This is a genomic window from Pseudoalteromonas sp. MelDa3 (assembly GCF_002863625.1).
GTDB classification, from domain to species: Bacteria; Pseudomonadota; Gammaproteobacteria; order Enterobacterales; family Alteromonadaceae; genus Pseudoalteromonas; species Pseudoalteromonas arctica.
On record NZ_PJBR01000002.1, the window covers coordinates 26,371 to 44,746 of the forward strand.

The 18,376-nt window shown below is 38.5% G+C and carries 16 protein-coding genes and 1 tRNA gene; 8 read left to right on the top strand and 9 right to left on the bottom strand.

Annotation, left to right across the window (positions count from 1 at the left end):
- Positions 1-68: 68 nt before the first annotated feature.
- The 4 genes from CXF89_RS00600 to CXF89_RS00615 all read left to right on the top strand — a co-directional run bounded on the left by CXF89_RS00600 (position 69) and on the right by CXF89_RS00615 (position 2,207).
- Entirely contained in the window at positions 69-662 is a 594-nt protein-coding gene (locus CXF89_RS00600) for a FlgO family outer membrane protein (RefSeq protein ID WP_121953499.1), read from the top strand.
- Between the two features lie 13 nt (positions 663-675).
- Entirely contained in the window at positions 676-1,377 is a 702-nt protein-coding gene (locus CXF89_RS00605) for a FlgO family outer membrane protein (protein WP_010553226.1), read from the top strand.
- 8 nt (positions 1,378-1,385) lie between these two features.
- Positions 1,386-2,060 (top strand): FlgO family outer membrane protein, encoded by a 675-nt coding sequence (locus tag CXF89_RS00610; protein ID WP_121953500.1) that lies wholly within the window; start codon positions 1,386-1,388, stop codon positions 2,058-2,060.
- Positions 2,061-2,132: 72 nt separating this feature from the next.
- Positions 2,133-2,207 (top strand) — tRNA-Arg (locus CXF89_RS00615).
- A gap of 76 nt (positions 2,208-2,283) precedes the next feature.
- Here the strand turns inward: CXF89_RS00615 and CXF89_RS00620 are convergent.
- From CXF89_RS00620 to CXF89_RS00635, 4 genes are all read right to left on the bottom strand, one after another.
- Entirely contained in the window at positions 2,284-2,877 is a 594-nt protein-coding gene (locus CXF89_RS00620) for a DUF4303 domain-containing protein (RefSeq protein WP_121953501.1), read from the bottom strand.
- A 120-nt stretch (positions 2,878-2,997) separates the two neighbouring features.
- Positions 2,998-3,930, bottom strand: coding sequence for a DHH family phosphoesterase (locus CXF89_RS00625; RefSeq protein WP_121953502.1), 933 nt, complete (start codon positions 3,928-3,930; stop codon positions 2,998-3,000).
- A 144-nt stretch (positions 3,931-4,074) separates the two neighbouring features.
- A complete protein-coding gene (locus CXF89_RS00630; protein WP_121953503.1) occupies positions 4,075-5,523 on the bottom strand; it encodes a dihydrolipoyl dehydrogenase in 1,449 nt (482 codons plus the stop codon).
- An 82-nt stretch (positions 5,524-5,605) separates the two neighbouring features.
- Positions 5,606-6,334, bottom strand: coding sequence for a glutathione peroxidase (locus CXF89_RS00635; RefSeq protein ID WP_010553231.1), 729 nt, complete (start codon positions 6,332-6,334; stop codon positions 5,606-5,608).
- A gap of 112 nt (positions 6,335-6,446) precedes the next feature.
- Between CXF89_RS00635 and CXF89_RS00640 the strand changes: the two genes are divergently transcribed.
- Complete coding sequence (locus CXF89_RS00640) at positions 6,447-7,349, top strand: LysR substrate-binding domain-containing protein (protein ID WP_024589976.1); 903 nt, start codon at positions 6,447-6,449, stop codon at positions 7,347-7,349.
- Between the two features lie 4 nt (positions 7,350-7,353).
- Here CXF89_RS00640 and CXF89_RS00645 read toward each other — a convergent pair whose 3' ends face one another.
- Positions 7,354-8,547 (bottom strand): flagellar assembly protein FlgT, encoded by a 1,194-nt coding sequence (locus CXF89_RS00645; RefSeq protein ID WP_121953504.1) that lies wholly within the window; start codon positions 8,545-8,547, stop codon positions 7,354-7,356.
- Positions 8,548-8,687: 140 nt separating this feature from the next.
- Here CXF89_RS00645 and CXF89_RS00650 point away from each other — a divergent pair, with 140 nt between their 5' ends.
- The 3 genes from CXF89_RS00650 (at position 8,688) to CXF89_RS00660 (ending at position 11,956) form a co-directional block, all read left to right on the top strand.
- On the top strand, positions 8,688-9,146 hold the full coding sequence (locus tag CXF89_RS00650) for an LPP20 family lipoprotein (protein WP_008168853.1): 459 nt from the start codon (positions 8,688-8,690) through the stop codon (positions 9,144-9,146).
- Between the two features lie 147 nt (positions 9,147-9,293).
- Positions 9,294-10,001: a transglutaminase-like cysteine peptidase gene (locus CXF89_RS00655; protein WP_121953505.1), complete on the top strand. Its 708-nt coding sequence runs from the start codon at positions 9,294-9,296 to the stop codon at positions 9,999-10,001.
- Positions 10,001-11,956, top strand: a complete 1,956-nt coding sequence (locus CXF89_RS00660) for a bifunctional diguanylate cyclase/phosphodiesterase (RefSeq protein ID WP_007583158.1) — start codon at positions 10,001-10,003, stop codon at positions 11,954-11,956. Before CXF89_RS00655 ends, CXF89_RS00660 begins: the two co-directional genes overlap by 1 nt.
- Positions 11,957-11,978: 22 nt before the next feature.
- On the opposite strand, the gene CXF89_RS00665 is transcribed toward CXF89_RS00660, so the two are convergent.
- The 4 genes from CXF89_RS00665 to CXF89_RS00680 all read right to left on the bottom strand — a co-directional run bounded on the left by CXF89_RS00665 (position 11,979) and on the right by CXF89_RS00680 (position 18,243).
- Complete coding sequence (locus CXF89_RS00665) at positions 11,979-12,566, bottom strand: response regulator transcription factor (protein ID WP_007583159.1); 588 nt, start codon at positions 12,564-12,566, stop codon at positions 11,979-11,981.
- Between the two features lie 23 nt (positions 12,567-12,589).
- Positions 12,590-14,011, bottom strand: coding sequence for an HlyD family type I secretion periplasmic adaptor subunit (locus CXF89_RS00670; RefSeq protein WP_024608819.1), 1,422 nt, complete (start codon positions 14,009-14,011; stop codon positions 12,590-12,592).
- Positions 14,008-16,146 carry a type I secretion system permease/ATPase gene (locus CXF89_RS00675; protein ID WP_121953506.1) on the bottom strand — a complete coding sequence of 713 codons (2,139 nt, stop codon included), beginning with the start codon at positions 16,144-16,146 and terminating at the stop codon, positions 14,008-14,010. The genes CXF89_RS00670 and CXF89_RS00675 overlap by 4 nt, the downstream gene beginning before the upstream one ends.
- 120 nt (positions 16,147-16,266) lie before the next feature.
- The gene (locus CXF89_RS00680) at positions 16,267-18,243 is read right to left on the bottom strand and encodes a TolC family outer membrane protein (protein WP_121953507.1); all 1,977 of its coding nucleotides are present in this window, start codon (positions 18,241-18,243) and stop codon (positions 16,267-16,269) included.
- Positions 18,244-18,376 lie beyond the last annotated feature (133 nt).

The following is an 18,376-nucleotide window of genomic DNA, read 5'->3' on the forward strand; positions in this document are numbered from 1 at the left end:
CTTACAGAAGTACGATATAGGCATACAAATTGCTTCATCCTCAGTATGTTTTGAAGAGGATGGCAATTATGCGCCTTTTACTGCCTTTATTATTTTTAAATTTAGCTGCTTGTAACTTGGTGCCACCGCCAGAACCAAGTGTGCCTACAGATGCACCTAAAGCGGCCATGGCTCCTTTTACTGTTGATGACTATGTAGTTAATTTAACGTCGCAACTTAACCACCTAAATGGAGCATTAAATGCTAATGCACGTGTTGGCGTTAGTAGCTTCTTTTATGCAGATGCACTAGATACAAAATTAGTGACAGGGCAAGCCTCAGGCTTAAGTCAGCAGATCCAAGAAAGTCTGCTTACACAATTTACGCAACTAGGTTATCACACGGTTGAGTACAGACTTGGGAATAACCTCTATTTATCAGAAAACTCAGACAGTATTTTAAGTCGCGATTTAAGTAAATTACGTAATCGCCAAAATATTGACTTAGTTATCACAGGAACAGTGACTCGCCAGCAGCATGCATACATAGTTAATGCACGGCTTGTGAATATAGAAAATAAACAGGTGCTCTCTGCGGGAAGTACCGAGATCCCAATTAATGTGATGTGGGGTAATGAAAAAATACAGCAACGCGATGGCTACTTATACCGCAGCGAATACTAACCAGGAGCACAAAATGAGAAATCTATTAATTACCCTCTGTTTACCTTTGGGCTTTGGCTGTTCGCATATACTAAATGGTATGAATACAGGTACGGATGAGACCCAGGTTCAAAATAATAACCAAACAACGCAACTCGTTAATAATCAGCGTGATGTTGCAGATCCAGTATCCAATGACCGTTTATTTCAATCGGACTTTGCTCAAAAAAATAGTCATACTAAGCCGACTCCGCCAATGCGAAAGAACATAAACCATTATGTACGCGGGATAATGCAAGACATGGTTGAAAATCTGCAATATGTTAATGGAAAAACACCATTAGCTGTTTCAAGTTTTGTATTTTTAGATGATGATTTTAATGACAGTAGTTTACTGGGTAATCAAATATCAGAAAGTTTTATGCACGAGCTACATAATTTTGGCATACCCGTTATTGACTTTAAAACAACCGACTACATGCGTGTTACACCTGAAGGAGACTTTGTATTTAGTCGAGATTATTTAGAGCTTAACCAAGATCAAAACTTTAAATACGTACTCGCTGGCACATTAGTGAGTAGTCAAGGAGGAGTCCTTGTAAATGCACGTATTATTGGGCTGCAAAGCAAAGCCGTAGTAGGCACTGCGCAAGGTTTTATTCCGCAGTCAGTTGTTGATGCACTTAATAGTAACTACCGCACTGATGGTATAATGCTTAAGCAAGCAAGCAAGTGAGGCTAACTATGTCGTATATACTAATTACTATCGTTGGATTTACTACTTTAATTGGGTTAACAGGCTGCTCAATGACGCATAATAATGAGCATAACGAAAACACAACACGAACAGATTACACAGTAAACGGTGGTAATGATCAGCTTAATATTGCTTATAATAATCAAGCAATACAATCGCAAGTTGAATATGATCCATCTCAGCAGTTCACACCACTTAAGCACCATAAAACACTTGCTAACTATGTAGAGCAAATGGCACTTGATTTGGTTGATACGCTTGAATTTGAAAGTGATACCGACACCAATATTAATATTGCCGTTACTACCTTGGTCGATCTTGATTCATCGCTTACTAAAAGTAATCAATTGGGTAATCAAATATCTGAGACGTTAATTCATCAGTTACAAAAGTTTGGTTATGGCGTGGTTGATTTTAAAACAACCCAAACAATAGATGTAAATAGCCGTGGTGATTTTGCTTTTTCACGTGATATTGAAAAGCTTAGTGATGAGCAAATGGCGAGCCATGTATTAGCGGGTACATTAATTTATCGCCATGATGCTGTTGTTGTAAATACACGTGTAATTAACGCGCATACAAAAAAAATCGTCGCGAGTAGTCGAAAACTAATCCCAATTTATGTACTAAATAAAGAAGATATATACTTATCAAGCAACTAAGTTCAGTTGTTGCTTGATATAAAAAACCAGATGCCGTTATAATTCACACCTCTAAGCACACAGCTTATTTGTGGCCTCTTAGTTAAATGGATATAACGGCCCCCTCCTAAGGGGCAGTTGCAAGTTCGATTCTTGCAGGGGCTACCAATTAAATCAATGAGTTATATTTTAACCTCCCTTCCTTATACTTTGTGTATAGCGTATATGTAGTCGTGTTTTATTTTTAATTAATGGTATTTAACACTTCTTGCTCGCATTTTTCACGCTCTGTAATCATGGCTTCAAAGTCAGTTCGAATTTGTGCTAGAACAGTTGGTGGGTTAAGTCGTTTGATTCTTTTAAATTGAATACTTTCTTCTTCATCATAGGCGAGTATTGCTAAAGTAATTTTTTCGCGTTCGATACCATTTGAAAATATCCCTTCGGTATCTAATTGTATGAGCACTTTCTCCATGGTTGTAAGCCATTGATGCCAATTATCCATTGCTTCTATATCTGATTGAAACAAATCAATGCTGTTTTCTAGTTTTTGACACTCTAGAGTTGTTTCATCAAAGTATTCGGAATAATCCTCAAGCGTGGGGTAGTCTTCTGGATTCCATTTAGCCATGTAAAAACTACTTACATCATTGCCGTACTCTTCTTCAAATACTTTTTTTAAATCCGATAAGGTATTAAACATTGGAAGTAGTGAGTAGCTACCTGTGTGGTAAAAGCCCATTACATAAAGATCGTTACCGTATTTTTGTATAATGTTTTTAAACGCTTTTTTGGTATCTTGATAAAGTGTTTTTTCGAAGTTTTTAGTATCTAACATGAGGTCATTATTTCTTTTATTATTACAGAAATTTATATGAAAAAGAGAGCGATTAAAACTCACTCTACTAAAATAAAATAACCAGAGCTATTATATGACTCTGGTTATTGTAAGTTAATATTAGCCATCACTTGTAATCGTATCGATTAGCTCACTAAGTACGGCTTCAGATTTACTTGTTTCTACTTGGCAAGTACCTGCATTTAAATGACCACCACCGCCGTATTTAAGGCACAGTTCGCCAACATTCGTGTTTGAGCTGCGGTTAGTGATTGATTTACCAACGGCATACACTACGTTTTGTTTTTTAAGGCCCCACATTTTATGAATCGAGATATTGCAGTCGGGGTACATTGCATAAATAACAAATCGGTTTGTGGCGTAAATAGTTTCTTCTTGAGTTAAATCAAGAACCACTAAGTTTTTATGGACGGTAGCGCATTGAGAAATTTGCTCTTTAGCTTTTTCGTTATGCTCGTTATATAAAGCAACACGCTCGGCTACGTCTTCCATTTGTAGGATTTCTTCGATGCTTTGATCTTTACACGCATCAATCAGTTTCATCATTAATTGGTAATTTGAAATTTTAAACTCGCGAAAACGGCCAAGGCCAGTTCGCGCATCCATAATAAAGTTCATTAAGACCCAATCGGTTGGGTTTAATATTTCGTCTTTTGAAAACTGAGCAGCATCGCCTTTATCTACCGCGTCCATCATTTCAACAGAAATATTTGGAAGTTTTTCAGCGCCGCCATAATAGTCATAAACTACGCGAGCTGCTGATGGGGCTTCTGGATCAATAATATGATTTTTTATGTCGCTTGAGTTACGAACGGTTTCGCTAAGGTGATGATCGAATGCGATGTGACAACCTGCAACGTAGGGGAGGTTGGTGGTAATGTCGTTTTCGGCAATGTCTATTTTGCCATCTTGCATGTCTTTTGGGTGAACAAACAAAATATCGTCAATTAGGTCCAAGTCTTTAAGCAATACAGCACAAACTAAGCCATCAAAATCGCTGCGGGTGACTAGTCTAAATTTATTATTGGGCATAGCTATTCCATCTTTTTAATTGAATTATCAATTAAGTGTAACAGCTAAATTTTTTTTTGAGAGGTCAGCTCAAAAAAATTATAAAAAAAAGCCAAAACGTTAGTTTTGGCTTTTGCTAGCAAGTTTGTATGTGTGGCAAATAGGTTATGCGCCTGGGCCACATTCCATACATGAATTTACAATGTCTGGGCCAAATTTAAGTTTGGCATTTAAGTCGCGAAGGGCGGTACGTAACCCTTCTTCAATTACTGGGTGGTAAAATGGCATATCAAGCATTTCTGGTACGGTCATTTTGTTTTGTACAGCCCATGCAAGTAAGTGAGCGATGTGTTCGGCTTGTGGGCCAATAAACTCAGCACCTAAAAATAAGCCTGTACCTTGCTCTGCGTATACTCGCATATGACCTTTGTTTTTAAGCATTACTCGGCTACGGCCTTGGTTTTCAAAGCTGACTTCGCCTACTTCAAAACAACCACATGGGCCTAAACGGTCGGTAATTTGCTTGTAGCTTTCGCCTACCATCGCCATTTGTGGGTCGCTAAATACAGCTGCAATTTTAGCTCTGCGCAGACCTATACGTACATCTGGGAAGCGCCCGGCATTTTGACCTGCAATAGCACCTTGGTCTGATGCTTCGTGTAACAATGGGAGCATGTTACTCGCATCGCCTGCTATAAATATGTTCGACTCACCACATTGCATTGTGTGCGTGTCTGCGTGCGGTACGCCGCGTTCATCAAGCTCAATGCCGGTGTTTTCAAGGCCTAGTTTATCTACGTTAGGTACTCGGCCTGTGGCTGCAAGTACGTAGTCAAACTGTTCGGTGTGTTTTTCACCTTGTTTGTCGGTGTAAGTTAGCTGTGCTTTGTCGCCAACTTGCATCATGTCAGATACGTTTGAGTCGGTATCTACAAAAAATTCTTCAGCAAAAACAGTATTTGCATAGTCTTTTACTACTGGGTCTGTAAGTGGGCCAATTGCGCCGCCTACACCAAATAGTTTTACATTTACGCCTAGTCGGCTAAGTGCTTGGCCAATTTCAAGACCTATTACACCAGGGCCAAATACAGCGACTGATTCTGGTAGGTCATCCCAATCAAATACGTCGTCGTTTATAATAAGTTTGTCGCCAAAGTTATTAAATACGCCAGGGTACGAAGGGCGTGAACCGGTGGCAATTACAAAGCGTTTTGCTGTAATAATTGTGTGGTCGTCTATTTGTATGCGGTTTGTGTCTAAAAATTTAGCGTAACCACGAATTTTATCACCATCTGGTAATTCATCTACGGCTTCTACTACGAATCCTGCAAAACGATCTCGTTCACTTTTAACGCGTGCCATAACTGCTTTGCCATCAATGATAGGCTTTGAGCTATGAACACCAAATGCAGGTGCCATTTCAATTGCGTGTGCAGCTTCAGCGGCTGCAATCAATAACTTACTTGGCATACAACCAACACGTGCACATGTGGTGCCGTATGGGCCTGATTCGATCATTAATACATTTTGTGTGAACTGTTTAGCATTACGATAAGCACTTAAACCAGCAGTGCCTGCGCCTATAACAACAACATCGGTTTGCAATTCTTTCATAGTATTTTTTCCTCTAATAAATAGGGGCATAAAAGCCCCTATTTTTTACCTACTAACGTTAGGTATTTAATTTACTTATTAATTAAGCAAAGTATTTTTCTAAGTCGTCTGAACCACCGATGTGTTTACCACCAATGAATATTTGTGGAACAGTGTCACGACCAGATACAGCTTTTAGGCTTGTTAGTGATGCGCCTGCACCCATAACAATCTCTTCATATGCGAAGCCTTTTTCTGCAAGAAGCTCTTTTGCTTTTTTACAGAAAGGACAGCCAGGTTTAGTAAAGATGCTTACTGGTTCTGGTTTAGCTTGCTTAGGGTTGATGTAATCAAGCATTGTGTCTGCGTCAGATACTTCAAACGGGTCACCTGGTAAATCTGGTTCGATGAACATTTTGTCAATCACGCCATCTTTAACAAGCATAGAGTATCTCCAGCTGCGCTTACCAAAGCCTAGGTCGTTTTTGTCTACTAACATGCCCATGCCGTCAGTAAATTCGCCGTTGCCGTCTGGTAATAAAGTAATGTTTTGCGCTTCTTGATGTTCAGCCCATGCGTTCATTACAAAGGTATCGTTTACTGATAAACATACAATTTCGTCAACGCCGTTTTGCTTAAGTACGCCTGCTAATTCGTTGTAACGTGGTAAGTGAGTTGATGAACATGTTGGTGTGAATGCACCTGGTAGTGAAAACACTACAACAGTTTTACCTTTAAAAATGTCATCTGTTGTTACTGATTTCCAATCGTTATTTTGACGAGTTGCAAATGTAACACTTGGGATTGTTTGACCTTCGATATTGTTTAACATAGTTTTTGTTCCTCTTGATTTGTTGATAGCCATTATGGTGAATAATTAAATATAGTTCCAATCGTTTGTTTGTATTAAACTGATAGTTATAAACTATCACGTAGAGCTGAATATGAACTTAAAAGATTTTGAATATGTAAAAGCAATAGCGCAATATAAACATTTTCGCAAAGCTGCCGATGCATGTTTTGTAAGCCAGCCTACATTAAGTGGTCAAGTAAAAAAACTCGAAAATGAGCTTGGCGTTACTTTGTTTGATCGCTCAACCAAGCAAGTTACCTTAACAGCAAAAGGTGAACGTTTGTTGACGCAAATAGAGATTATTTTAGAACAAACGCAAATACTCAAAGAACTTGCTGCTACTTCTAACGAGCCTCTACAAGGTAAATTAACTATTGGTATTATTCCTACCATTGCGCCTTACTTGTTGCCTGCGTTACTAACATCGATGAAAGCGGCATTTATTGATAGCCAGTTTTCGTTTATTGAGATGCAAACAGCAACAATTTTAGAAGCTTTAAACAAGGGTGAACTCGACTTTGCTATTTTAGCCGATGTGCCAGAGCTTATTAATTACCATACGGTTGCTTTATACAAAGAAGATTTTTTAGTGGCGGTATCACACGATAACGCGCTGTCTAAGCATAAAAAAGTAGCGCTGAGCGATCTTCAAGGATGCAGCCTATTAATGTTAAGTGATGGCCATTGCTTTAAAGATCAAGCCCAAAAGTTTTGTTTTTCTGCAGGAGTCGATGTATCTAACCAGTATAAAGGTAATAGTTTAGAAACATTATTAGCGTTAGTGGCCATGGATGACGGTATTACATTTGTACCAAAGTTGGCATGTACCGACCGTGTAGGGATTGATTACTTGCCTATATTCCCTAATCAGCAGCGTAATGTGGTGTTTGCATGCAGAAAGCATTATCCGCATTTATCTGGTGTAGAACAATTGGGCGAGTGGTTATCGGCTCACCCTAATTTAAAAGCTAAATTAACTAAAAAAGTTAATTAAATATTTAAAGGTTTTGGCTGATTATTTCTACAACATCGTTAATTTGCACGCCAGGTAGCGGTTTGTCATCAATACTGACAGCTACAGCAGTTTGCTGATAAAGCTGCTCTACGCGAATTTTATTAAGCGTGGTGATGGTGTGTGGCATAACATTACCTGCCGCGTCGGTTAAATAGTTATGGTGCGCAATGCTTAGCATTTGGCCTTTTTTTAACCCATGAGCTTTACCTAAGTTAATAACGATTTTGCTATTTTCCATATGCATTATTTTACCTTGAGTAGGTAAACACGCCATAGCTGCTTGAATGTCATAACTTACTGATTGGTTGATATCGGTTATGCTTTGCCCATAAGGCGATTGCCAAAACCTATCACTATTAACATCAACTATGGTTGTTTTTTCAAATGGCCAAATTGCTTGAGTATGGTAACTATTTTGCCAAAGTTGCTCATAGGTAGTGCCATCAAACAGTGCAAACTCAATGTTGTAACTGCGCTCATACGCCTCGTCTTGCCAAAATGCATAATCGTTATTGAGTTTGTCGCTAGTCGAAAGGCTGGTTATTTGGCTAAGCAGAACATATTGAGCGTTACTGCGCGAAGATATTTCTTCTAATTGGGCATTTGAATAGTCGTGCTGCTGCGAAAAGTATTTATCAACGCTTATTGCATTATTATAGTAAGCAATAGGTACTGCGCTCATTTTTGATTTTTGCAGGGAAGTAAAAATATTTTTGCTAATCGCTTTGCTTACGTCAAATATTTGACCCATTTTGGCGTGTTCACGATGAACAAGTTGGCTTTGTGTAACGGCCACAAACTTATTAAAACTATTTTGTGGGCATTGCTCTGTTTGAGAAAAAATATCGAGTCGTAATGTAACGGCAAATTTATTGTCGTATTTATTTTCGCTGATTAGTTCAATTTTTTGAATTTCACCGTGGCTGCTAATTTTTAGCTGATCTTGCATTAACACGCCATCTACCAGGGTTTGTACAGAGCTAACCCGTGCGCCAGAGAACACTAACGCTTGTGTAATCGCATCTTTTATAGCGGCAGATTTAGCTGCGCTCGTATCACCATTTTGAACGTTCGCGTGACCCGTTGATTCATACCACTGTGCTTTAGTAAAAGGGGAGAAGGTTAATAATGCCGTTACACTTAATCCTGCAAATGCCAATGATAAAAACGACTTCATACTTTTACTCCAATTAAACGTTAGCTATTAACTAGGTAGAGCAAGGACTGTACCAATGTTATTTGGTAATTATTAGTAATGCTATAAATGGCATTAAACGTGCATATGTACTGCTAATTACTATACAAGGGCTAGATGCTATGCGAGCAATTTCATTACTTATTACACTTGGGTGTTTAACCTTAGGTGGTTGTAGCAGCGTTTTTGATAAGCATGTTGAATATAAATATGTAGAGCCAAATAATTACCCCGTTTTAAAAGCGATAGGGTATGCACCTATTAGCTTGCAAAAAGGCGCTAACGCGTCGCAAAAGCAACTTATGGCAATTAAGGCTTCTAAGCTTGAGGCTTACCGCGAGCTTACTGAGCAAGTATATGGGCAAAAAATTACCGCAGGAACAACGGTGGAAGGTTCAATTGCTCAAGACGATTACCTAGAAAGTAAAGTGCAGGGGCTTATTAAAGGTGCACAAATAATTAAAACTTACGCAGTAGATGACACTTACGTGACCGAGCTTGAGCTTAATATGAAGCGTGTGCACGATTTATACATAGGTGAAGTAAAACCACGCGAAGTTAAAAAAGTAACTTATTACTAAATAGCCCAGTTAATTAAAAAAGTTATTCAAAATATCTCATCCTCTTATATTGAGTGCTATGCTGTTGTTAGGATTAATTTTTAAGCAGATTGCGTAGTGCTCAACAGATGTATTTTATTGCCACTTATATTAACAGTGGCTCTGTAAATGGCGTTTAAGCCAACTCATTTAAATCCTAAATTATTTATATGGTGCAAAGCCAATTTGCGCTACCTATTACTGTTTTTTGTACTCTCTAGTGGTGTGCTTGCAAGCCGACTAACTATTCAATTTAATACCTTTATTGAGCTGATGGGTCAAAAATATGGACCTGCGCGAGCGGCTGTTGCACGTAACTGGCAAAGTATGTTGGTACAAACTCAAAACAAACCAGAGCAACAACAAATTCTTATTGTTAATGATTTTTTTGCGCGTAATTTACGCTACCAAACTGATATTTTGCTATGGAAACAAAACGATTATTGGGCAACCCCTTTAGAAACGTTAGGCAGAGGCTTAGGTGATTGTGAAGATTACGCAATAGCAAAGTATATAAGCTTGAGAGCCCTAGGGGTGAGTGACGACAAGTTACGCCTTATTTATGTAAAAGCAAAAATTGCGGGCACTAACAAAACGCAAGCACATATGGTGTTAGGTTATTTTGCTACACCAAACGCTCAGCCACTTATTTTAGACAGTTTAGTAACAAAGGTTTTACCTGCTGCAAAACGTGTAGATTTAAGCCCTGTTTTTAGCTTTAACAGCCAAGGTTTATGGGCTAATAATTCAACCAAAAGTGTAGCCAGCCCAACAGCAAGACTTTCACGCTGGCGTAAAATTTTGGAGCAGACAACCAAAGAAGGAGTTATGTGGTAATGGCATCATTTTCCTTATCTAAGTATCTTAAAAAACGAAAAATAACACTCAGGCAAGAGCTGTGGATTGCATTATTAATTGTTATTTTTGTAGGCTTTATAAGTAGTGTTTTAATTAGCACTAATTCGGCTAAAAGTTATTTTTCGACCCAGCTGTACTTAAAAAATGTAGATAACGCCAGTTCACTCGCGTTAATGATCAGCCAATTAGATAAAGACCCCGTTGAGCTTGAATTATTAGTATCGGCCACATTTGATACCGGTCACTATAAGCGAATAGAACTACAAAACCCTAATGGTGAGGTGATTGTTAAACGCACGTTTACCGATGAACTCGAAGCGACGGCTCCGCAGTGGTTTAGAGCAATGTATGGATTAAATGTACAGCCAGGGGTTGGGCAAGTAAATAATGGTTGGCAGCAGTTTGGTACTTTGTTTATAGAAAGCCACAGTCAATATGCTGAGCAAGCATTATGGGAAAGTGCGCTTAAACTATTTTTTAGTTTTTTAATTGTCGCTTTTTTTGCTTGTATAGTTAGTGCTTACTTTTTAAGTAGAATATTAAAACCACTAGATGATGTTGTGTATCAGGCTAATGCATTTGGTGAAAAACGTTTTATTAAATCGAGCGTTCCGCGCACATTTGAGTTTGCACGTTTAGTGCAGTCTATGAACCAATTATCTACCCGTTTTAGCCGTATTATTAAAGAAGATAATAAACGTTTAGAAGAGCTTAGATTTAAATCGCAACACGATGAGCTAACTGGTTTAGCAAATAGAGAATACTTTGGTGCAACGCTTGAGGCTCACTTACAAAAATCGAAAGATCATGCCCATGGTGCCTTATTTTTATTTAGGGTTGTTAACCTCGATCGCGTAAGTGAGGAAGTGGGACGAGTAGAAATGGTTAACTTTCTACGTCGATTTTCACAGATGTTGGTTAGCTTCTTAGAGAGCAACCAAGAACACTTTTCTGAAAATTACATTGCACGTATTTCTCACAGCGATTTTACCGTTTTATTTAGTGATATTGATGATATTCAAGCAATCAGTGAACGTATTTTATTGATGCATCAATCGTTTGTTGAAGAGTATAAAAACGTTAAGCTAGCGATACCTCACAGCTGTACTTATATTCAAAAAGACGACACGCGATTTGATGTATTAAAGCGTGCGGATGAACTTTTAAAATCATCGGGTAAACAATCTGATGTACAAGCAAAAGTAGCTCAAATCAAGCAAGAAAGTGAGCTGTTTGATAATGCAACTAGCTGGAAAAATGCCATAGAAGAGGCACTCAACAATAATAATTTAGAAATAAATACTTACCCAGTAACGAGCTTTACAGGGCAGGTAATGCAAAATCAATTAGGGTTGAGCCTAAAGCTTGGTGGGCAAGTATACCGTGCTAGTTACTACTACCAGTGGGCTAACCGATTAAAGTTATTAGCGCGTTTAGATTGGGGTTTAATTAAGGCGTTGGTGGCTCATTATAGTATTGAGCCACCAAGTGAACTGATTTCGGTTGAATTATCTGCTCAAACGCTACTTGATGATGCTGCACTTGCTTCGATTCTTACGTACCTTTCGGCGTTTCCTGATTTAGCCTCTAAAATTTGTTTTGATATTCGTGAAAGTATTGCCGTTAGCGAAATTGAGATATTTAAAGATTTTTGTGAGCAGGCTCGATGTATGGGCGCTAAGGTAGCATTAAAACGTGTGGGCCCTGAATTTACTAAAATTAATAAAATTCAGGAATTTGGTCTTGAAATGATTAAGGTTGATAGTGTTTACGGACACAATATTAGTTACAGCCAAGATAACCAAACATTTCTGCGAGGAGTGTGTACATTAGCGCATTCTATTGGCATTAAAGTGGTGGCTCAAGGTGTAACAAGCCAAGATGATATAGATACGCTTATTAACTTAGGTTTTGATGGGGTTATTAAAGAGTAAGTAATAGGCATTAACTGTGCGGTTAATGCCCTTTTACAACTAACATTAATTGAATACGATCGCGAACTTTTAGCTTATTAAATATAGAGCTCATATGCTCTTTAATTGTGCGTTCTGTAATATTTAAAGATTCTGCAGCTTGCTTATTAGTTGCACCTGTTACAACAATATCAACTACTTGGCGTTCTCGTTTTGTGAGTACATCAAGCTCGCATGTGCTCGCATATTTAAACGGTGTATTTGATAAAGCTCCTACTAAGTTAGATAGTAATTGCCCTGGTAACCATATTCCGCCAGTACAAATTGTCTCAAGTACTTGTTCAATAATTACTTTAGTAGCGAGTGCTTCTACGTACCCCCTAGCTCCTGCTTCAAGCGCACTTCTTAGTTGATTTATTTCTAGTTCGTTGGTCATAACGATAACCAGTAAACGTTGCTGAGAATACTTTTTAACAAGCTCAAGCCAATTAGGTGTGCCGGCTAAAACCCAAATAATACTTGATGCCGTGACTCTGTGTGGTTCTTTTGTGCATATCAAACAACCAGGAAACGCTGTATGCCAGTGTTTCGATTCAAATTCAGGCTGTGTAATAAAAATACTTTGGCGCATTACTTCTCCATTTATAAAATGTTTTAACGCTCTGTCATTGCTTGCGATGTAGCTCTAAGAACCGGTTTTAAAATATACTCAAGTACGGTTTTTTTACCGGTAATAATATCCACTTGAGTGGTCATTCCTGGAATAATAGTCAGCTCTTTTGAAAAATTATTTTTGGTGGTTTTTAGCTGCACCAAATAAAAGGTATTCTCGCGGTCATCTGTAATTGTATCGGCACTTATATGTAATACTTCGGCTTCAAGGCCACCATATACGGCAAAGTCGTAGGCACTAAATTTTATCATTGCAGATTGCCCAGGGCGTAAAAATGCAATGTCTTTAGGCGGGATTTTTGCCTCTACTACAAGTTGATCGTCAAGCGGGACAATTTCCATAACATCACTACCTGGCTGTAAAATACCGCCAACAGTATTAACTAATAATCGTTGTACAGTGCCTTTAACAGGAGAGCGTATTTCAGTTTGAGTTACTTTATCGGCTAAGCCAGATTCAGTTTCTTTAATTGAATCTAGTCGCAGTAGCGCTTCGGAGAGTTCATTGTTCCAGCGGTTAATCATAACGAGCTCAACTTCGGTTACCTTATTTTTAGCTTCGTTAATGGCCGAAAGACTCCTATTTATAACTGCTTTGGTTCTGTTTATCTCGCCGTTTAAATCAACTATTTGACGCTCTAAACGAATAATATCTATATCCGAAATAGCACCGGTGCGTAACAATGGGCGGGTCACTTTAAGCTCCCTGTTTGTTAAGCGTAGCGCGCTGGTATGCTGCTGAAGTGCCGCTTTTGCTTCAATATAATCTTGGTGTCGCTGCTCTAGTTGGCGTTTGTGAATACTTACCTGTTGCTCCAACTCTTGGCTGTTACTCAAATAAAGAGAGCGTTCGTGTTGAACCACCTGAGGCGCATTTTTTATAACATCTTCGTTAAATACGAGCTCCTTTTTTTGAGTGAGCGCTCTGAGCCTCGCAACTTTTGCACTTAACGATTCAACCTTGGATTGATTTTCCCTAAAGCTAGAAATAAAGCGGGTAGGGTCTATTTTAATGAGTACATCACCCTCGTTTACTATTTGGCCTTCTCGGACATTTATTTTTTCGACCATACCACCATCATAAGATTGAATAAGCTGTAATTTATTAGAGGGAATAACCCGTCCCTCGCCACGAGCAACTTCATCCAAATTAGCAAAACCAGACCACACAATAAGGCATATAAACGTTAAGCAAATTAAATAAAGTAGTAACCTAGCGCTTGCTGGTTCCTGCTGCATTTTTTCCCACTGTGCATCTACTACCCAGTCTTGAGTATTTGGCGGTGAAATCCATCCTTTAAATAGTTTATTAAATACGGATGGCTTACCTTGTTTTCTTGCTTCTATTGCTTTGCTAACAGATTCAAAAGAGCGTTGTTCAAGTGGTTTTTTGTTATCACTCATGAGGCCTGCTCCACGGTTTTATTATTTAACGCCGCAATTACTTTTTGTTTTGGTCCATCAGCAACTACTTTTCCGTTATCTAAAACTATAATTCGGTCAACAAGCTCAAGTAATGATGAGCGGTGAGTCACCACGATTAAGGTTTTATCTTTAGAATAACCCTTTAAATTATTAATAATTTTACTTTCACTATTATGATCTAGTGATGAGGTTGGCTCATCTAGTAATAGTATTGGAGGGTCGTTAATTATGGCTCTTGCCATACCTACAGCTTGGCGTTGCCCTCCTGATAATTGGCGGCCTTGCTCGCCTACTTGTAAATCAAATCCGTCTGGGTGCGAATTAATTAAATCAAATAATTGGCTTCGCTCACAGGCTTCAATAATTTGCTCGTCTTTGGCATGCCAAGCGCTTATCGTAAGGTTGTCTTTTAAGGTCCCATAAAACAGGGCAACGGTTTGCGGTACATAACCAATATTATGGCGAAGCTCTGCAGGGTCAATTTGATGTATATCGTTATTGTCCATCAAAATTGCTCCTGAACAGGGTTCATATAGCCCTAAAATAAGCTTTTCTAATGTACTTTTACCTGAGCCATTACGTCCTAAAATTGCGACTTTTTCACCAGCTTTAATTTTAAAACTAACGCCGTTGAGTGCATTATGAGATTCGTCAGAGTATTTAAAGCATACATCTTTAAATTCTATATCGCCCTTTAAAATAGGGTGGCTTAACCAATGCTTACCAGGTGGGCGCTCGACCTCTTTTTCCATAATCTCATTTAGTGATTGCATTGCTATTGCGGCATGATGATATTGCGCTAAAACAGCGGCTGACTGCCCAATAGGGCCCATAGCACGAGATGATAATAAGTAGGCTGCAATTAATCCGCCTTGAGTTAGCTCACCTTCAATAACGAGGTGTACGCCTATTATCATTATTATCACGCCTACACATTGTTGTATCCACGATGCTGTATTTGATATAGAGCTTGAAACGAGTCGGCTTTGTGCGTTTACTTGCGCAATGTAAATGGTCGACTTTTCCCATACAGATTGTGTTTTACACTCTGAGTGAAAACTTTTTACATCTTCAATGTTGGTTAAACTTTCTACTAATACTGCATTTCGCATTGAGCTTGCTTTCATTGTTTGCTCTGAAAGGGCTTCAAGTTTGCGGTGTGCGGCTATAGCGTAAGCTAATAATATAAGTGCGCCCGCTATAATGGGTAAACTTAGAGGTACGCCAATAATGGCGATAACAATTAAATATAAAACTACGAATGGTAAGTCGACTAATGCGACAAGCGTTATGGAGCTAAAAAAGTTACGTACAGCTTCAAATGATTGAATATTGCTAGCAAAGGAGCCAGCTGATGATGGACGGTTTTTTAGTTTCATACCTAATACCCGCTCCATAATTACAGCCGATACTTTGACATCTATTCTGCTTGCAGCAAGCTCTACAAAATAGCCTCTTACTAAGCGTAAAACAAAGTCAGCAGTGAGTGCTATCATAATACCAATGGCAAGTACCCAAAGGGTTTCTGTTGCATGGTTGGGCACTACGCGGTCATATACATTCATTACAAATAAAGGCATGGCAACCGACAAAAAGCCCAACGCAATAGCTGAAATGATTACGTCTTTATAAAGTGAGCGGCACTCTTTAATTACTCCCCAAAACCATCCGTCTTTTGATAGTTTTTCAAGTACAGGTGTTCGCTCATCAAATGCAAATTCTGGTTGTGCATAAATAATTAAACCAACACTGTTGCCTGCTAATTCATCAATGCTTTGTTCGATAACTGATTCGGTAAGCTCTGGGTAAATTACACTAACCAACTGCTTATCGTAATCAATAGAATTAATAACACAGGCTTGATTGTCTTTTAAAATTAAGATGGCAGGTAGCAGTGCTGTATTAATTTTTTGTAGTGGCTTATTAACTACTTTTGATTTAAAGCCAATGCGCTTTGCTGCGCGCGAAAAACCTGATGGAGTAAGATTTCCATCAGTTAGAGGAAGTCCATTTAATAGTGCTTCTCTTGAAAACTCTTTATCATGATGGCGACATAAAACTGCTAGGCAGTCAACGAGTATGCCACCGTGATCAAGTACATCGTTTAATTCCATAAACCATCCAATGTTATGTAGAACTGCATGCGGTTGTTACTACTAAACCTAAACTCGAGAAATAAATTTAGCTTAAATATTTCAAGCCGAGTTTAGGTTATTTACATAACGTTAATTGACTTAGCTATCAGTAATTACAGCTTCGATACGTCGATTCGCAGCATTTGCTCTTACTGATATTTCGTTTACTCGAGGTTGATCAATACCGTACCCGAACGATTTAACACGTTTTGGTTTTATATCGAATTGTTTAATTAGAATTTCAGCAACGGCAAACGCACGTTTTTCAGATAGTTTGCGGTTATATGTTCGATCTCCATCTAGAGAAGCATGACCTTGTATTTCAACCTGCTTATTTGGGTTTTCTTTTAAAAAATCTGCAAGCCGACTAATTTCTTGAATATATTGAGACCTTACATCGCTTGAGTCAGCAGAAAAAGGGATACCAATCTCTATATTCGAGGTTGATGCGCTATAAATTGTACAGCCAGATAAATCAACATTAGTTGACAGCGGCGTACTCGGACAAGTGTCTTGCTCGTTTGGTACGCCGTCACCATCATCATCTAAAAAGCTACTTTGTGTAGTGTCGGTTTCCAACGGTATATCTAAGTACCTTGGCATAGCGGTTACACTCATGTAGGCATTATCTTGCTTCGCTTTTTTTTGTAGAAATGCCTTGCGGCTAAAGGTGGTTGCTACATCGTAACTCGGACAAATATTTTGTGCGTTATGCACAATAGGATCGTCAGTTAGCTCTTTTAATGTAGGGTATTTACCTGACATTACGTCAAGTGCTGGCAATAATTTCCCCATTTCTTTTAGCATAGTTAAAATAGCCGATTGGCGGTCGTAAAGCGCAACTATGTATGAACGTGTTGATTGGAACGATTCGTTTTCGGCATCAAGTACGTCTAGTAGAGTTCGTTGGCCTATATCAAATTGATCTTTATATGCAATTTTAACTTTAGTTGATGATTCGCGGTGTTGATTAAGCGCTGGCAACTTTTGCTCTAGTATAGTGACGTTGTAGTAGGCAATTTGCAGACTTTGACGAATATCAATACAGGCTTGATCTCGTTGATATTTTGCAATGTTTATATCTTGATAAGCTTGTTCTAAATTAGCGCTATCAAGACCACCGTTATACAAGTTATAACTAATATCTATGCCGACTCGCGCTTCTGTTCTGGTTTCATTTTGACCAAGCTCATCTCTATCTTGGCTACCGTAGCGGGCAGATAAATCTACGTTAGGATGAAAGGCCGCTTTTTGTGCTTTGGCGTTCGCTTTTTGCGCTTCAATATTATACAAAGAGGCATAAAATGAAGGGCTGTTTTTGTAGGCGACGTCTAGCGCTTGGTTAACCGAAATTGGTATATTGTTTTCATCAAGGTCAGCTTGCTTTATATCGTTCATAGGTAGCTCACCTACAACTCTTAGGTAGCGAGCGCTTACATCATGTAAATTTGAGTACTCCGTTAATACATTAGATTGCGCTAGAGATAAACGGCCACTAATTTGTTCTAGGTCTGCTGCGCGCGCTACACCGGCGCCTACGCTTTGCTCTATTTGTTGGTATACAGACTCGTGCTCTTGTAAATTAGCTTCTGCAAGTTGTACTAACTCTTTGAATTTTTGTACGTCAAGTAGTGCAATCGAGGCTTCAAGTGCTGTTTGTTCTGTTTGAGAAATAAGCTCAAAGTACCTAATAAGTTGAATACGTTTAAAACGGTCAACTGTATTAGATGTTCTAAAACCGTCATAAAGCATTTGAGTAACGCTTAATTCGGCTGTATTACGGTTATATTCTTCTTCAATACCGTAATTTCTTCTTTCATATCCTGCACTTGCTGATACATCAACACTTGGTAAATAACCTGAACGGGCAGCATCCACTCCATAAATAGAAGATTTAAAAGCATGCCATGCTTCTTGTACTTCAGGATTGTTTTCAATCGCTTTACTTGAGACGTATGTAAGTGGCATTGCTGATTGTTCGTTTGCATGCACGTAGTTTGATAAAGTTACGGTTGCAATCGCTAATCCGATTAACATAGTCCCTTGATGCTTTTTAAAAGTGTTTTTTATAATCATTTCTTCCTCTTAGATCCTGTTAAGACCGAAAATACTCTTTTAAATATTTAGTAAAGGAGTGCTAATTTTGCAAGTAATCTTTTTGGACAGCATAAAAAAAAATTTCTACCACTTTTTTGTTGATTTTTTATTT

Bases quoted from the DNA above. Each gene is read 5' to 3' on its own strand.
- CXF89_RS00625 (WP_121953502.1), bottom strand. From the start codon at position 3,930: ATGCCCAATAATAAATTTAGACTAGTCACCCGCAGCGATTTTGATGGC.
- CXF89_RS00640 (WP_024589976.1), top strand. From the start codon at position 6,447: ATGAACTTAAAAGATTTTGAATATGTAAAAGCAATAGCGCAATATAAA.
- CXF89_RS00665 (WP_007583159.1), bottom strand. From the start codon at position 12,566: ATGCGCCAAAGTATTTTTATTACACAGCCTGAATTTGAATCGAAACAC.
- CXF89_RS00660 (WP_007583158.1), top strand. From the start codon at position 10,001: ATGGCATCATTTTCCTTATCTAAGTATCTTAAAAAACGAAAAATAACA.
- CXF89_RS00635 (WP_010553231.1), bottom strand. From the start codon at position 6,334: ATGTTAAACAATATCGAAGGTCAAACAATCCCAAGTGTTACATTTGCA.
- CXF89_RS00600 (WP_121953499.1), top strand. From the start codon at position 69: ATGCGCCTTTTACTGCCTTTATTATTTTTAAATTTAGCTGCTTGTAAC.
- CXF89_RS00620 (WP_121953501.1), bottom strand. From the start codon at position 2,877: ATGTTAGATACTAAAAACTTCGAAAAAACACTTTATCAAGATACCAAA.
- CXF89_RS00650 (WP_008168853.1), top strand. From the start codon at position 8,688: ATGCGAGCAATTTCATTACTTATTACACTTGGGTGTTTAACCTTAGGT.
- CXF89_RS00655 (WP_121953505.1), top strand. From the start codon at position 9,294: ATGGCGTTTAAGCCAACTCATTTAAATCCTAAATTATTTATATGGTGC.
- CXF89_RS00675 (WP_121953506.1), bottom strand. From the start codon at position 16,146: ATGGAATTAAACGATGTACTTGATCACGGTGGCATACTCGTTGACTGC.
- CXF89_RS00630 (WP_121953503.1), bottom strand. From the start codon at position 5,523: ATGAAAGAATTGCAAACCGATGTTGTTGTTATAGGCGCAGGCACTGCT.
- CXF89_RS00605 (WP_010553226.1), top strand. From the start codon at position 676: ATGAGAAATCTATTAATTACCCTCTGTTTACCTTTGGGCTTTGGCTGT.
- CXF89_RS00680 (WP_121953507.1), bottom strand. From the start codon at position 18,243: ATGATTATAAAAAACACTTTTAAAAAGCATCAAGGGACTATGTTAATC.
- CXF89_RS00645 (WP_121953504.1), bottom strand. From the start codon at position 8,547: ATGAAGTCGTTTTTATCATTGGCATTTGCAGGATTAAGTGTAACGGCA.
- CXF89_RS00670 (WP_024608819.1), bottom strand. From the start codon at position 14,011: ATGAGTGATAACAAAAAACCACTTGAACAACGCTCTTTTGAATCTGTT.
- CXF89_RS00610 (WP_121953500.1), top strand. From the start codon at position 1,386: ATGTCGTATATACTAATTACTATCGTTGGATTTACTACTTTAATTGGG.